The sequence below is a fragment of the Candidatus Paralachnospira sp. LCP21S3_A2 genome, from assembly GCF_052118925.1.
In the GTDB taxonomy this organism is placed as follows: Bacteria; Bacillota; Clostridia; order Lachnospirales; family Lachnospiraceae; genus Lientehia.
Map to the genome: position 1 here is coordinate 414310 of NZ_JBQKGG010000001.1, position 14875 is coordinate 429184.

The 14875-nt window shown below is 50.4% G+C and carries 14 protein-coding genes; 2 read left to right on the plus strand and 12 right to left on the minus strand.

The genetic code is table 11. The annotated features are described in order from the left end of the window. Nucleotides 1-15 precede the first annotated feature (15 nt). The 4 genes from ACTQ3K_RS01845 to ACTQ3K_RS01860 all read right to left on the minus strand — a co-directional run bounded on the left by ACTQ3K_RS01845 (nucleotide 16) and on the right by ACTQ3K_RS01860 (nucleotide 4119). Nucleotides 16-1023 carry a carbohydrate kinase family protein gene (locus tag ACTQ3K_RS01845; protein ID WP_441565165.1) on the minus strand — a complete coding sequence of 336 codons (1008 nt, stop codon included), beginning with the start codon at nucleotides 1021-1023 and terminating at the stop codon, nucleotides 16-18. Between the two features lie 24 nt (nucleotides 1024-1047). Beyond that, complete coding sequence (locus tag ACTQ3K_RS01850) at nucleotides 1048-1515, minus strand: RpiB/LacA/LacB family sugar-phosphate isomerase (protein ID WP_441565167.1); 468 nt, start codon at nucleotides 1513-1515, stop codon at nucleotides 1048-1050. A 121-nt stretch (nucleotides 1516-1636) separates the two neighbouring features. Next, entirely contained in the window at nucleotides 1637-2953 is a 1317-nt protein-coding gene (locus ACTQ3K_RS01855) for an MATE family efflux transporter (protein ID WP_441565169.1), read from the minus strand. 2 nt (nucleotides 2954-2955) lie between these two features. Continuing rightward, on the minus strand, nucleotides 2956-4119 hold the full coding sequence (locus ACTQ3K_RS01860) for an ROK family protein (RefSeq protein WP_441565171.1): 1164 nt from the start codon (nucleotides 4117-4119) through the stop codon (nucleotides 2956-2958). A 156-nt stretch (nucleotides 4120-4275) separates the two neighbouring features. On the opposite strand from ACTQ3K_RS01860, the gene ACTQ3K_RS01865 reads away from it, so the two are divergent. Then, nucleotides 4276-5298: a threonine aldolase family protein gene (locus tag ACTQ3K_RS01865; RefSeq protein ID WP_441565173.1), complete on the plus strand. Its 1023-nt coding sequence runs from the start codon at nucleotides 4276-4278 to the stop codon at nucleotides 5296-5298. 73 nt (nucleotides 5299-5371) lie between these two features. Here ACTQ3K_RS01865 and ACTQ3K_RS01870 read toward each other — a convergent pair whose 3' ends face one another. The 5 genes from ACTQ3K_RS01870 to ACTQ3K_RS01890 form a co-directional block, all read right to left on the minus strand. Then, nucleotides 5372-6511 carry an N-acetylmuramoyl-L-alanine amidase gene (locus ACTQ3K_RS01870; protein ID WP_441565175.1) on the minus strand — a complete coding sequence of 380 codons (1140 nt, stop codon included), beginning with the start codon at nucleotides 6509-6511 and terminating at the stop codon, nucleotides 5372-5374. Beyond that, nucleotides 6508-7599, minus strand: coding sequence for a tRNA 2-thiouridine(34) synthase MnmA (gene mnmA / locus ACTQ3K_RS01875; RefSeq protein WP_441565176.1), 1092 nt, complete (start codon nucleotides 7597-7599; stop codon nucleotides 6508-6510). Before mnmA ends, ACTQ3K_RS01870 begins: the two co-directional genes overlap by 4 nt. 2 nt (nucleotides 7600-7601) lie before the next feature. Next, on the minus strand, nucleotides 7602-8039 hold the full coding sequence (nifU, locus tag ACTQ3K_RS01880) for a Fe-S cluster assembly scaffold protein NifU (protein ID WP_441565178.1): 438 nt from the start codon (nucleotides 8037-8039) through the stop codon (nucleotides 7602-7604). A 32-nt stretch (nucleotides 8040-8071) separates the two neighbouring features. Then, nucleotides 8072-9268, minus strand: a complete 1197-nt coding sequence (nifS, locus tag ACTQ3K_RS01885) for a cysteine desulfurase NifS (RefSeq protein WP_441565180.1) — start codon at nucleotides 9266-9268, stop codon at nucleotides 8072-8074. A gap of 64 nt (nucleotides 9269-9332) precedes the next feature. Beyond that, entirely contained in the window at nucleotides 9333-9776 is a 444-nt protein-coding gene (locus ACTQ3K_RS01890; protein ID WP_441565182.1) for an RrF2 family transcriptional regulator, read from the minus strand. 125 nt (nucleotides 9777-9901) lie between these two features. On the opposite strand from ACTQ3K_RS01890, the gene ACTQ3K_RS01895 reads away from it, so the two are divergent. Further along, nucleotides 9902-11461 carry an oligosaccharide flippase family protein gene (locus ACTQ3K_RS01895; RefSeq protein WP_441565184.1) on the plus strand — a complete coding sequence of 520 codons (1560 nt, stop codon included), beginning with the start codon at nucleotides 9902-9904 and terminating at the stop codon, nucleotides 11459-11461. On the opposite strand, the gene ACTQ3K_RS01900 is transcribed toward ACTQ3K_RS01895, so the two are convergent. The 3 genes from ACTQ3K_RS01900 to ACTQ3K_RS01910 form a co-directional block, all read right to left on the minus strand. Beyond that, nucleotides 11456-12736 carry a DUF1576 domain-containing protein gene (locus tag ACTQ3K_RS01900; protein WP_441565186.1) on the minus strand — a complete coding sequence of 427 codons (1281 nt, stop codon included), beginning with the start codon at nucleotides 12734-12736 and terminating at the stop codon, nucleotides 11456-11458. The two genes, ACTQ3K_RS01895 and ACTQ3K_RS01900, sit on opposite strands and share 6 nt — an antisense overlap. Nucleotides 12737-12867: 131 nt before the next feature. Beyond that, complete coding sequence (locus ACTQ3K_RS01905; protein WP_441565188.1) at nucleotides 12868-14148, minus strand: hypothetical protein; 1281 nt, start codon at nucleotides 14146-14148, stop codon at nucleotides 12868-12870. Next, the gene (locus ACTQ3K_RS01910) at nucleotides 14145-14666 is read right to left on the minus strand and encodes an RNA polymerase sigma factor (RefSeq protein WP_441565190.1); all 522 of its coding nucleotides are present in this window, start codon (nucleotides 14664-14666) and stop codon (nucleotides 14145-14147) included. Before ACTQ3K_RS01910 ends, ACTQ3K_RS01905 begins: the two co-directional genes overlap by 4 nt. Between the last annotated feature and the right edge of the window lie 209 nt (nucleotides 14667-14875).

Consider the following 14875-nt stretch of genomic DNA (forward strand, 5'->3'; position numbering starts at 1 on the left):
AAAACCAGGCGTTCCTTATTTCGCCGCATACTGTTCATACAGCTTCTTTGTTTCTTCGATGCTTCGAAGTCCGCTGACAGAATCACCCGCGGAAAGGTTTGCCGCTGCGGAGGCTGCTGCAATCTTCAATGCTTCCTCCATTGGCAGCTTCCGATAAATGGAATACAGCACTCCGGCGCAGAATGCGTCTCCTGCTCCGACTGCTCCTACGATATAGCCCTTCGGCAGCTTCAGTGACGGAACCTCACAGTATGCTCTGGTCTTATCCACGCCGCAGCCAGCCTCCGGTGCATGAACCACTACAGCCTCCCTGACACCTGCTGTCATTAACTTCTTTGCGGTCGCTTCCATGGCTCCCGGGATCAGCGCACCGTTCTCATCTCTTGCTTCGATGTCCGCCAGCATACCGCCCTCGGTTTCATTGACGATCAGATAATCAATATAAGGCAGAGAGGGAAGCACCAGACGCCGCATTTCTGCCGCATCGTTGATGCTGGCCACATCCATGGCCGTCATGATTCCTTTTTCCTTCATATCATGACAGAGCCTTGCCATGGCAGTTCCGTACTGTTCATCCGGCCGGTTAAGGGCATCCAGAAGTCCGCCGTAGCCTAAAAGCACCAGTTCCGCATCCAGTTCCTCCAGCCGCATATGCTCCTGCCCGAACAGACGGCAGGCTCCCCGGTTATGGAAAAAGGTCCGCTCTCCGGTCCCCTCCAGCGTCATCACATCCGAAAACGCTGTCACTTCGCGGTCGGTTTCCTGAACCAGAGAAACATCGATCCCATATTCACTCAGCTTCTCCTTTAAAAAGGCTCCCGTATCATCATTTCCCGTGAGCCCGATACTCTTCACCTCAATAGACGGATCCAGACGCTTTACGCCAACAGCTGTATTGGAAACACATCCGCCGATCCCGTAAGTCACAGACGAAATGTCCGCTAACATTCCTTTTTTCGGATAAAGATCGATCATTTTAATAATATCGGCAACCAGAGTTCCCGCAACTGCCACACCTGCCATGATTCTTCCTCCTTCTTCTGCTTTCTAAAGCTCCTGCTCGGTTTTCTGCACCCGCTCGTAAGCATCCTTCAAAAATGCCGGATCTGCCGGATCAAAGCCCTCCGTAAAGGTCGCATTCATAAACGCATCCGCCATCTGAACCGCACGGTACTTTCCGGTGATCAGTCCACCCATGGAAAGAACATTGCAGTTGTTGATGATCCGGCACAATCTTGCCGTTGTCACACTCTCACACAGTCCGCAGTACACACCCTTAAACTTGTTTGCCACAATATTTACGCCCATGCCGGAGCCGCAGAAAATAAAACCACGGTCAAATTTCTTCTCGGAAATGGCCTTTCCAACCTGCTTTCCGACTTCTACATAATCCAGCCCATCGGGTCCGGAAATATCCTCAATTTCATACCCCTGCTTTTCCAGGTGCTCCTTTACCGTATTCTTTAACTCTACACCAAAAGGATCTGCACCCATGATAATTCGTTCTTTCTTCATCACCAATATCCTCCTTCTGAAACAATCGTTTCTTTTATTCTTATTTGTAAATTTATTATACTAATTTTCATAAAAAAGTCAATATGTTTGCCGTGCTTTTCAAAAAATCTTTTCTTGAATTTTATTCCGTGATCCCGTTCCGCTTCTCCGGCACTTTTTGTTTTTCCAGCTTTGCCAGAACTCCGATCACCGCCAGGGTGATCACCTCGGAGCACAAAAAGGACAGCCAGACACCGTTCAGCCCAAAGATTCTGGACAACACAATGGCGCAGATGGTGATTGCCACAGCGCCTCTCAGGACAGAGCCGACAATTGCCGGTCTTGCATGATCCACAGCAGAAAAATATGCTGCCAGCAGGATATTTATTCCGGCTGCCAGAAATCCGAGACCATAAAGGCGGAGCCCTGTGTGGGCATAGGCCAGAAGCTTCAGATCCTGTTCGGTATTGAAAATGCCAACCATTCCATCTGTCCAGAGCCAGATCGCGGCCACCATGAGAAGCTCCAGCGCACCGCAGATAGCCAGGGCCCCGGTCAGAAGTTTCTTTACCATATCCTGCTGTCCTTTTCCGTAGCAGTCGCTGATCATGGGCTGTGTTCCCTGGGCAAGTCCGTTAAAAATACACATTCCTACCATAGAAATATTCGCTGCCACACCATAAGCCGCAACGCCCACATTTCCGGCCAGTCCCAAAATCAGCATATTGAACACGATGGTAATGACTGCCGAGGAGATTTCTCCTACAAATGCGGAAATCCCCAGCTTACAGCAGGAAACCAGCCCGGACGCTGACAGTTTTGTAAACCGGACAGTCACCTGACTTCTCCGGCTCCGAAAATGAACGGAGCACACTGCCATAGTCACTACAGGACTGAGTGCCGTTGCCAGAGCTGCCCCGGCAAACCCCATCCCCATAGGAAACATCAGCACATAGTCAAAGACAATATTGAACATGCTGCCCGCAATGGACGCCCACATGGCAACAGCAGGCGCATGATCGTTTCTGGCAAAGGCCGTAAACGTATAATTACACATAAAAAACGGTGCTCCGGACAGCACGATGCGAAGATACGGAATTCCAAGAGCTGTCAGTCTCTCATCTGCACCGAGAAGCTCCATAAGCGGCTTTGCCGCCAGCAGTCCGCACAGCATGAACGGTACCGAAAACAGCAGATTCCACTCCAGCGACTGGCCGAAATACCGGTCCGAAGCCTCTCCCTTCGCCCTGTTTAACCGGTAACGGGTCGCGGAACCAATTCCGATCATGGCGCCGATCGCGTACATGACACCGTAAACTGGCAAAATCAGATTTAAAACCGCCAGGCCATCTGTCCCGGACTGGACAGAAATAAAGAAAGTGTCCGCCAGAACATATATGGAAATTCCAATCATTCCGGCGACACTCTGCATGATATATCCAATAAATTTCTTTAACATTCTTACTCCCACAAAAGTTTTCCGCTGAATATCTGATCTGCTACAATGGATGCCGCGCCCAGCACCAGCGCATTTTTTCCGAAATAGGATTTTTTAACCGAAACACTCTGAATTCCGCGGATCATGCTGTGCTCATTGATCAGCATTTCCAGCCGTTTTACATCCCGCTCTTTCCAGTCGATGCAGTCATGCCCCAGAATAATCATCTGCGGCTCCAGAAGATTGACCACTCCGGTCAGAACGATAGCCATTTCCTCCATGACCTCCGAAAACACCTGATCAGCCGCCGCATTTCCTTCCAGGGCGCAGAACTGCTGAAAATCCAGATCAAGTCCCGTTGCCTTCCGAAGCCGCCCAAGCACCGCAAAGGTACTGGCATAAACCTCCAGGCATCCCCGGTTTCCACAGCTGCAGACCGGGCCGTTCCGGTCAATGGTGATATGGCCGATCTCACTGGCGATCCCACAGCTTGTATGGTACAGATGACCGCCGCTTACAATTCCGGAACCGATTCCGTCGGATGCACCTACAAAAATAAAATCCTCCGTCTTCTTTGCCAGTCCGTACAGCTTTTCCGCCAGCGCTGCTCCGTTATTATCATGATCAAAAAAGACCGGATACGGATAGCTGGCACGGACCAGCTCCAGGATCGGCACATTCCGGATTCCATAAAACCGGGTGGGATTTAAGATCATACCGCGGTTTAAATCCGACGGACCAATGGCAGAAATCCCGATTCCGAGAATATTGGATTCTTTGAAAAGCAGCTTATCGATCACAGTTTTACAGTTTTTCACAAGCTCATCTGCGGTCAGGCTGTCAAATCGGATACACTCCCGGTGAAGAATGTTCAGGCTGAGATCACAGATGACACCCTCCACACGACTCCGGAAAACCAGAAGTCCCAGAAGCTTTGGCGCCTTTTTCGCGATCTGAAGCCGCACCGGATTACGGCCGCAGCTTTCGGTGAACTCCATCTCACTTTCTTCTACAAGCCCCAGCTCCATGAACTCGGTAATGATATTGCTGATGGTCATCTTGGTCAGCCTTGTGATCCCGGCCAGCTCCATGCGCTTATCCGCCGCACCGGTAGCAATGAGCTGAAGCAGAAGTCCCCGATTATATTGTTTTGAACTGGTTAAATTTTTTCCTCTGAGATTTTTCATAATATTTTTATTATACCTGCTTCCCACAAAGTTGACAACCGATTTTCTTTTTTCTATAATCGATTCTGATGCCGCCGTTGATTCTGCTCTTACACAGCTCTTCCGGTGTTCTGTACCACCGGCGGCATACGCTAACCCTTATCGGAGGATATGATTTTGCTTTATTTTGAGAACGACTACAGTGAGGGTGCCCATCCGAAAATCATGGAGCGCCTGCTTGAAACCAATCTGGAACCACTTTCCGGCTACGGTTCCGATCCCTACTGCGCCTCAGCAAAGGAAAAGATCCGTGCCGCCTGCAGCTGCCCGGATGCCGATATCTATTTTCTTATGGGCGGGACCCAGACAAATGCTGTTGTCATCGGCTCCCTGCTGAAGCGCTATGAGGGCGTTGTTGCCGCAGATACAGGACACGTGAGTATCCATGAGGCCGGAGCCATCGAATATACCGGTCATAAGGTCTTAACCCTTCCGGGAAAGGACGGAAAACTGGAGGCTGATACACTGGAGGCTTATCTTCGTTCCTTTTTTGCCGATGCCAATCATGAGCATATGGTCTTTCCAGGCATGGTTTATCTTTCTCATCCGACGGAATACGGAACCTTGTATTCCAGGGCTGAAATGACCGCTATCTCCCGGGTCTGCCGCCACTTCGGAATTCCCCTCTATGTGGATGGCGCCCGCCTGGCCTGTGCACTGGCAAGTCCCGAATCGGATCTGTCCCTTCCGGAGCTGGCAAAGCTGGCCTCGGTCTTTTATATCGGCGGGACAAAATCCGGTGGCCTCTGCGGGGAAGCCGTTGTCTTTCCGGAGCATGCTCCTTCTCATTTTCTTACCCTGATCAAGCAGCAGGGAGCCCTTCTCGCCAAGGGCCGGCTTCTGGGCGTCCAGTTTGATGCCCTGTTTACCGATGGTCTTTACGAAGAAAACGGAAGAAATGCCATCCTCATGGCGCAGAAATTAAAAAAAGCCCTCGTTTCCAGGGGCTATCATCTGCTGCTGGACACGCCGACTAATCAGATTTTCGTAATTCTGGAAAATGAACAGAAACGCCGTCTGGAAAACAAAGTAGTCATGAGCTTCTGGGAAGCTTATGACGAGACCCACACGGTTGTACGGTTTGCAACCAGCTGGGCCACCAGGGAAGAAGATGTCGATGCACTGATTTCCCTTTTATAAAAAATATAGCTTTGCATATTTTATAAAAGCTCCGGAGAATTTTCTCCGGAGCCTTTTAAACTTTTTCTTTGTTTTATCTTCCGAAATAATTATCAATGCCATTGGCGATTCCCTGAACGATCCGGTTCTGGCAGGCTGCTGTTGCCATCTCAGCGTCCTCCGACGGATTACTCATGTACCCCATCTCCACAATGGTCACCGGAACCTCACACCAGTTGATCCCGCTCATGGTATCTGTCTCCCAGACACCGTTATTCGGAAATCCGCTCTGGGCAGTCATGCTGTTCACAATACAATCGGAAAGACTCCGGCTTGCACTGTAGATCTGGCTGCACCAGGGATTCGAGGAGGTCGGACAAATCGTCATAGCACCTGTCTTACTGCTGTTGTCAGAGCCGTTGGCATGGATCCGCACAAACGCATCTGCTCCTGCCTGGTTGGCAATGGCAGCCCGCTCGGCATTGCTGATATTGACCTCGTTGGTCTCCCGAATCATGAGAACCTGATATCCTCTGGACAGAAGCTCATCCCGCAGCTTCAGGGAAACCGCCAGATTTAACTCATATTCATCCCAGCCTGATACCGATCCGGCTGTTCCGTAGGATACCTTTTTCTTCATCTCCGATGCGCCCGGGCCGATGGGCTCCTTTTCATTGTTTCCCTTTGCCTGATGACCGGCATCAATGCAGACCAGAGGACCGCTGCCGCTGTGGTAGATCCCCGTTCCGGCCTGTCCGCCGGAGGGCATCACAGCAGGAGCCGCCGGTTCCTCCGTAGTCAGATATTCCGAGGCGATATAACAGTTCCGCCCGTTATAATCCACCCGGCTCCAGGCCTCACCAATCCCGGTCCGCCGGATAGACGCACCGGCGCGGAGCTTTCCCAGTCCTTCCGAGGCTTTATCCGCCGCCGCACGGATATTGACCGTGTCCGTGGCATAAACCGTTTCGTCTACATCAGTAAAGACAGCTTCCGTGGTTTCCGGAACCGTCGTTTCCGGCTCTGTCGTCTCTGTCTCTGTGGTTACTTCTGCGATTGTCTCCAATACATCGGTTTCTTCCCCTGTTTCCGCCGGTGAAAGTGTCACCGCACTGCTTTTCGTTTCCGCTGCTGTCTCCGAAGCACCTGTCCTGCAGCCTCCGAGAAGTCCGGAACAGACAAGCGTCACCATAAGCAGGGCTGCCGCCGTTCCTTTCCTGATCTGCTTTTTCACTCTTTTTCCTCCCGTATGATAGTTCCGCCTCCGGCCACATACTCCCCGTCATAAAGCACCAGCGCCTGCCCGGGAGTCACTGCCCGCACCGGTGTAAGAAATCTGCATTCCAGCATATCCTCTCCGATCCGTTTCACCTGGCAGGGTGCTCCCTGATGGGCATAACGGATCTTTCCGAGAAAGACTTTTTCCTCCGGGAAATCCGGAAGCGCCATAAAATTCAGATTCCTGCAGCGAAGCGTATCCGTGAATACATCCTCTGCCTCGCCGATGACCACTTCATTGGTCTCCGGACGGATTTCCGTCACAAAAACCGGATGTCCCATGGAAAGGCCCAGGCCTTTCCGCTGGCCGATGGTATAATGGATAATACCCTTATGATGTCCGAGAACATTCCCGTCCCTGTCCACAAAATTTCCGCCTCGCACCGGGCAGGCCGTTGTTTTTTCAATAAATCCGGCATAATCGTTATCCGGCACAAAGCAGATTTCCTGGCTGTCAGGCTTTTTCGCCACCGGAAGTCCCTTTTCCTCCGCAATAGCCCGGATCTGCTCCTTTTCATACATGCCTACAGGCATTAAGGTGTGAGCCAGCTGATCCTGAGTCAGGTTATAAAGCGCATAGGTCTGGTCCTTCGCCGCCGTTACTGAACTGCGGATCGCATAGCGGCCGTTCTCCAGCTGCTCCACCCGGGCATAATGACCGGTAGCAATATAATCCGCACCGATATCCATGCTGCGCTTCAAAAGAGCTTCCCACTTCACATAACGGTTGCAGGCAATACAGGGATTTGGCGTCCTGCCGTGGAGATAATCGTCCACAAAATAATCCATGACCTTTTCCCGGAAAATATCTTTGAAATTCATCACATAATAAGGGATCCCCAGAAGCTGCGCCACACGCCTTGCGTCATCAACGGCAGAAAGACCGCAGCAGCCGCCGTTTTCTTCGACAACTGTCCGGTCTTCGTCCTGCCAGATCTGCATGGTTACACCGATTACCTCATACCCCTGTTCCAGGAGCAGGCAGGCAGCCACCGAAGAATCCACTCCGCCGGACATGCCCACCACAACTTTCTGTTTTCCCATACTTAGTATTCTTCTTCCTCTTCGCCCTCGCTGATATCATTCTTGGGCTTTTCCAGACCCTCGATCTTGATATGATGCTTCTCTGCATAGTCCCAGAGCGCCGCATGGATCGCTTCCTCAGCCAGTAAGGAACAGTGTACCTTTACGGGCGGAAGTCCGTCCAGTGCCTCCATAACCGCCTTATTGGTTACCTGAAGTGCTTCGTAAATGGTCTTTCCCTTTACCATCTCCGTTGCCATGCTGCTGGTTGCCACAGCTGCACCGCAGCCGAAGGTCTTAAACTTACAGTCGCGGATCACCTGGTTATCATCAATATCCAGGTAGATTCTCATGATGTCTCCGCACTTTGCATTGCCGACGGTACCAACACCGCTGGCTCCTTCTATTTCACCCACATTTCTGGGGTGCTGAAAATGATCCATTACTTTTTCGCTATACATGGTAGTTCCTCCGTTTTCTGTTGTTTCTAAATTTATTTATGCTCGCCGCCGTGCTTTACAAAGTCCTCATACAGAGGAGACATGGAGCGAAGCTTTGCTACGATCTCTTTGATCTTATCTACGGTATAATCGATATCCTCCAGAGTGGTATCCTCGCCCAGAGTCAGACGTAAGGAACCGTGAGCAATCTCATGAGGCAGTCCGATGGCAAGAAGCACATGAGACGGATCAAGAGATCCGGAGGTGCAGGCAGACCCGCTGGATGCACAGATTCCTGCCATATCGAGCATGATCAGCATGGACTCGCCTTCCACGAACTGGAAGCTGAAGTTTGCATTGTTGGGAAGACGTCTGGTACGGTCACCGTTCAGTCTGGAATAAGGGATCTCCTTCAGAACACGGTCGATCAGGTGGTCACGAAGTCCGATCTCTTTCTTGTTGCGCTCTTCCATGACATCTTCACAGATCTTTGCTGCCATGCCGTATCCGACGATACCGGGTGTATTCTCAGTTCCTGCACGGCGCTTCCGCTCCTGGGCACCGCCGTGAATGAACGAACGGATCTTTACACCCTTGCGGATATACAAAAAGCCGATTCCCTTGGGCCCGTTGATCTTATGGCCGCTGGAGCTTAACATATCAATATTCATTTCATCAACCTTGATCGGCACATGACCGAATGCCTGAACCGCATCGGTATGGAACAGGATTCCATGCTCCCTGGCGATTTTTCCGATCTCGGCGATGGGCTCGATCGTACCGATCTCATTATTGGCAAACATTACGGAGATCAGGATGGTATCAGGACGGATCGCCTTCTTTAATTCTTCCAGATCTACGAGACCGTTTTCATCCACATCCAGATACGTTACCTCAAAGCCCCGCTCCTTCTCCAGATACTCACAGGTATGGAGGATTGCATGATGCTCGATCTTTGTGGTGATGATATGCTTTCCTTTTTTCTGATAGGCTTCTGCCGTTGCCTTCAATGCCCAGTTATCAGACTCGGAGCCGCCGCCGGTAAAATAAATCTCACTGGGATCCGCGCCAAGAACATGAGCGATCTGCTCTCTTCCCTCGGTAATAGCCTTCTTACTCTCCGCAGCAAGGCTGTAGATCGGCGAAGCATTCCCGAACTTCTCACAAAAATAAGGAAGCATTGCATCGAGAACCTTCGGGTTTACCTTTGTCGTTGCCGCATTATCCAAATAAATCAGATGTTGTTCCATAATCATATCCTTCTTTCCTTTTATGTGTTCCATGAGGCCGGAGCTCCGGTCCATGTATGTTATCTTATTCTGGTTTTTCCGTTCCTGCCTGTATGGATCTGCCCTGTTCCATCAGCTCTGCCAGCGTGATCCCGTCAACGGCCTCCTCCATACTGTCGTTGATCCGTTTCCACACATACTTGGTCACACAGGACTTCGCCGCTTTACAGGGGGATTCCTCCTCCAGACCGGAGCATTCTACCGGAGTTAAATCTCCTTCCAGTGCCCGCAGGATGTCACCTACTGAGATCGTTTCCGGATTTCCGTTGATCAGATACCCTCCCTGATGACCGCGGATGCTTTTCACCAGTCCTGCTTTTTTTAACATTGCCAGAAGCTGTTCCAGATACTTTTCCGACAGCTCCTGCCGTTCCGCAATGGACTGGATCGATACCGGACCATTCTCACTGGTCATCGCCAGATCCACCATGGCGCGGAGACCGTATCTGCCTTTCGTTGACATTTTCATCTTTCCATCTCCAAATTCCCAGCGTTTTACTATGATATGACTGACAGTGTCACTATACCATCGGAAGGTATTTTTGTCAAGCCCCTGTCAATATACTTTATCAATAACGATACCAGGAGAGTTCCATGTCCGCAGACAAACAGAACCATTCCCTGCTCCTTGGTACGCTTACGCTGACCGCTTCCGGACTCGCTGCCCGTTTTGCCGGCTTTTTTTACCGGATCTATCTGTCCCGAAAGCTCACCGCGGAGGCCATGGGGCTTTATCAGCTTGTCTATCCTCTTTACAGTATCTGTTTTTCCTTGTGCTGCGCTTCCTTTCAGACTGCACTCTCCCGGTTCGTAGCTGCCGAATATCCGAAGCCTGGCGGCGGACACAGCCTGCGATATCTGGCATGCGGACTGCTCCTCTCTCTTTCCCTTGCTTTTCCTGCATCCATGCTCCTGTTTCTGTCTGCGCCATGGATTGCTTCTCACATTCTGGGGGATCCTCGATGCTGTCCGCTTCTGAAGATCATGGCCTGGTCCGTTCCGTTAAGCGCCGTCCATTCCTGTATCTGCGGCTATTATTATGGGAAGAGCCGTGCCTCGATCCCTGCCTCTGCACAGATCATGGAACAGCTTGTCCGGATCAGCACCGTCATGATCATCCTATTCCGCGCAGAGCAGACCGGAAAAGAAATCACCGCCGTTTATGCTGCCCTGGGACATTTCGCCGGAGAAATGGGTGCGCTCCTCACCAGTTCTTTCTTCTTTCTTGCAGAGCTGCGCAGACGGAACGCTTTCAAAGCCGGCTGCACAGCCACGCCTTCCGGATCGCTGAAGCGTTTCCGCAGGGCCCGGCCAGGGATTTTTCATTCCCTGCTTCTTCTCACCCTTCCACTCATGGCAAACCGGATCTCTTTGAGCCTGCTGCAAAGCGCGGAAACGATCCTGATCCCGTCCAGACTCCGTCTTTTTGGTCTGTCTGCTTCCGATGCCCTGAGTCTTTACGGAGTCTTCACCGGAATGGCCTTTCCCTTTGTGCTGTTTCCCACAGCATTGACCGGCTCTTTATCCGTCATGCTGCTTCCACACATCGCCAGAGCCCAGTCGGAGCAGGCCTATGACAGCATCAGCACCTCCGCCTCTGTTTCTATCCGGTGCAGCCTGATCCTGGGGATCCTTTTTAGCGGATTGTTTCTCCATTACGGCACCGCCATCGGTACAACTTTATTCCGAAACGAGACTGCCGGTATTCTCTTAAAAATCCTGGCCTGGCTCTGTCCCTTTCTCTATGTCTCCGGAACCATGGCCAGTATCTTAAACGGACTCGGCTATACGAAAATCACCTTTCTCCATAACCTGGCCGGTCTTACACTGCGATTTACCTGTGTACTGCTCATCGTCCCGTTTCTGGGGATCCGCGGCTATCTTTACGGTCTCCTTGCCGGTGAACTGCTTTTGACGGTCTGCCACCTGCGGTTTCTCTGCCGAAAAGGCCTGCTGTTCTCCTTTTCCTTTTTTCAGGAGATCTTCCGTCCGGTCTTCTGCGTCTTGATCTCCTCAGGAATCATAAAAGGAGCAGAAACGCTTTCTTTTTTTTCTGCGCTTCCGCCCCTCGGTTCCCTGATCGTATCCGGGTGTCTTTTTGTTTTCTGTTATGGAATGCTTCTGTGGCTGTTAAAGCCAGCCACCTTATTATAAAGAAATCTCTTCCTTCGCCCTTGCCCTGCGGTCATGGAACGACTGGATCAGCGGCACAAGGAAAATGGCCACCAGACCGCCGGCAAATCCGTTATTGTATAAATTCATGCCACCGTACACGATACCCACATTCAATGCAACGGAAGAATGTAAAAAGCCCGCAACGATTCCCCAGAATACACCATACTTGGCACTGATGGGCGCCAGTGTGGTCGAAAGCAGAAGTGCCAGCACCGCCGACGGATCGTAAATATTCCACTGCTTCGTAAGGCTTGCTGCCCAGACTCCGAACATGACCGGTGCAATGCCCCGCAGATGTTTTCCGGTGGCGCTGAAGCCCACCACCGTAAAGATGGCTCCGATGCTGGGACCGTTTAACGCTCCGCCTGTCACCAGCACGAAGCCCATGGCAAACAGGCCGTTGACTGCCATATTGAACATGGTCGGACGGACGCCTTCACTCTTCAGATAATCCGTTCCTCCGCGTCCCTCCGCCTTCCAGATCCGTACATATCCCCGCAGGGTTTCCTTCGGAGACGGAAAGAGGCTTACCACGATCATACTCACAAACAGTACCGCAAGGATCACAGCAAACACCGTTGTGTATTCCGTAGACCACAAAAGTCTCGATTCCACCGTAAGTCCGAAGGACTTGCATAAGGACATGACCACTGTGGCAATGACCCCAGCCGCAAATCCTACATTATAAAGAGAATAGCCGTTGTGGGCAAAATGGGTGTATGTACTCAAGGGAGGCAGGACAAAACCAATGGAAAGCCCCGTCACTGCCGCCAGAAGAAAGCGCACCGGCATGGGAAAATGTCCCAGCTGCATCAGCTCTGTGATGATCGGCGACAAACTGGTTCCGTAGAACCCGATATACAGATACTTAGATACCGGAACCTTATGAAAGCGGGAATACAGCACCACGCCAAGAAGGATCAGCCAGATATTTAACAGGTTTTTCCCAAACAGGGAAAAGCCGAACATCAGGCAGAGGGAGGTTACGGTATGTCCATCAATCTCCATTTTCAGCCCGTAGACCATAAGAAGGCACAGGAGCGTTACCAGACCGGCATTGATCAGTGCCGCCCCCGGACCGCCACTGACAAAATAGTCGGTGATCAGGAAGTCCGGCTCCCGAAGGATCGTCAAAAGTCCGTTTCCCAGCCCGGACAACGGCTGCAAAAACAGTCCGATCACCATAAAATACAAGGGAACCAGTGCCAGAAGAAGGAACTGCTTCTTTCTGGACAGAGGTTTCAGTTCACGCATAGAAATACCATCCTTTTCTCAGTATGACTTCTATTGTAACCGAGAGCCGTGGGATTGGCAAGCAGAAACGTGGTCACCGCAATATCCTTCCTCCGGCGAAATCCGCGCAGTCCCGAATTTCTATTCTTCCCCTACCAGATGTCCACCTGTGCAATCTGCGTTTTCCCATCAGAATCCACGTACTGAAATACCAGGCCGCGTACCTCATCAATATCAAGAATGCGGTTCAGCATCCACTGTTCATGAATCGATCCATCTTGCATAAACACACTTCCGGAACCGAAAGGATATTGTTCATAAATGGTTCCATCGCTCATGCAGAATCCTACCACTCCGATTTCTGCATCCCTGGTCACATGGACCTGCCGTTCTCCGTCCTCCGTTCGATACACTTCATTCTTCTGTTCTGTCTCCGCACTCAGTGTTACGGATACGGAAACCGGGGAAATCTCTGCTCCTGTCAAAACTGCTCTGGATGTCCCAACAGGAAGACTGAGATCCACTTTTTCAATACTTTCGGACGTCCCGGAAAGAATCCAGTCAAACTCCCACGTCCCGGAAATCTTCGTTTCAAATACTCCTGCTTTCTCGGTAATCTGCCCCAGATCACAAAGCTTCAGGTGTGCCCGCTTTCCGAGAAAATATCCTTTTTCCCGGCTCCGCATAGTAACCACATATTCCATCGTTCCATCCGAAAGACGATAATTATTCACCTCCGGATCGGTCTGCATTCTTCCTTCCGCATCGGTATAGCTTCCATTATAAAATTCAAAACCTGCACTGGCTTTCGGAACTTCTCCGTCGATCAGAAATCCGCCTGATTCGCCAAATGCCGGACTTCCCAAAATTGGCTGCTCATATCCAGCCACTGAAAACGTGATTCGAAGGCAATAATTATCCACTATACAATCCTGAAGCGTCACCGTAATTCCCTGATCTTCCGCAACTAGTGCAGGAAGTGACAAAATCTCCCGTTCTTCCAATGACATTTTTCCCGCTTTCGGCATGTTTACTTCCGTTTGCTTCTCAGATACCTCTGTTTGCTTTCCCGTTCCCTGATCCCGTCCGTCCTGCTCTGTATATGTCTTCTGCCCAGACATCATCTGTTTTTCCGTACTTCGTCCTATTTTTCCAAGCGAAACCGCTGCCAGACAGATTCCTCCAACAGCCAGAACTGCAGCTGCTACTGTCAGGATCAGTCGTTTCCGACTTCTTTTCTTTCTGGTTTTCTGTCTTTTCATACTTTCTTTGATTCTATCTGTGGATTTTTCTTCTGCTGTCACATTCTTGCTTCCTGTATATTCTGTACCCCGCCTCCGAATCTCTTCTAATGCCTGATCTGCCTTTTTCTTTACTTGCGATGGAATCACAATCTCTTTTTTCAGTTTCTCAAGAAGTTCCGTTCTGTTCATTCTGTTTTTCCCTCCTTCCCTTCTTCCATATACTCAGCTAATAATTTTTTTGCTCTGGCAAGCCTTGTCCGCACCGTTGCCGCCGGAATATCAAGGATCTCACTGATCTCCCTTGCATTAAATCCCTCCACATAATGCAGTACGACCAACAGCCGATATTTTTCATCCAGCTTTTTCAGAACCAAATTCCATTCTGCTGCTTCATATTCCCTTTCAACACCCGGCTGCTCCGGAATCTGATCCATATATATCAACTTCCTCTTTTTCCGGATCTGATCCCGGCAACGATTCACCAGAATCCGTACCAGCCATGTTGAAAAATAATTTGGCTTCTTCAATTTTCCAAGTCCTTCAAACGCTGCCAGGATGGTATCCTGAATGGCATCCGCCGCATCCTCATCACTCGATAAGATCGCCCGCGCTGTTTTATAAAGCATCTGCATACTCTGCTCCATCAGCTCAGAAAAAGCTTCCGTATCTCCGCTCTGCGCACGCCTTACCAGTTGCTCCAGCGTCATACTCTCACCCCTTTTCTTTCTGTTTATCAATTGGTTTCTATTTATTAGACGGAAAAAGAATCACTTTTGTTTCAAAACCAGCCATAATTTTTTCATTTAGTTGATTGCATTAGTAACTTCTACTGCCATGCTTCAGAAAAAGAATTGCACGACTAACTTCTGCTTTGCCCTGTTTCTCGCCATTTTCAGGTTGTTTTTCATCCCTTTCT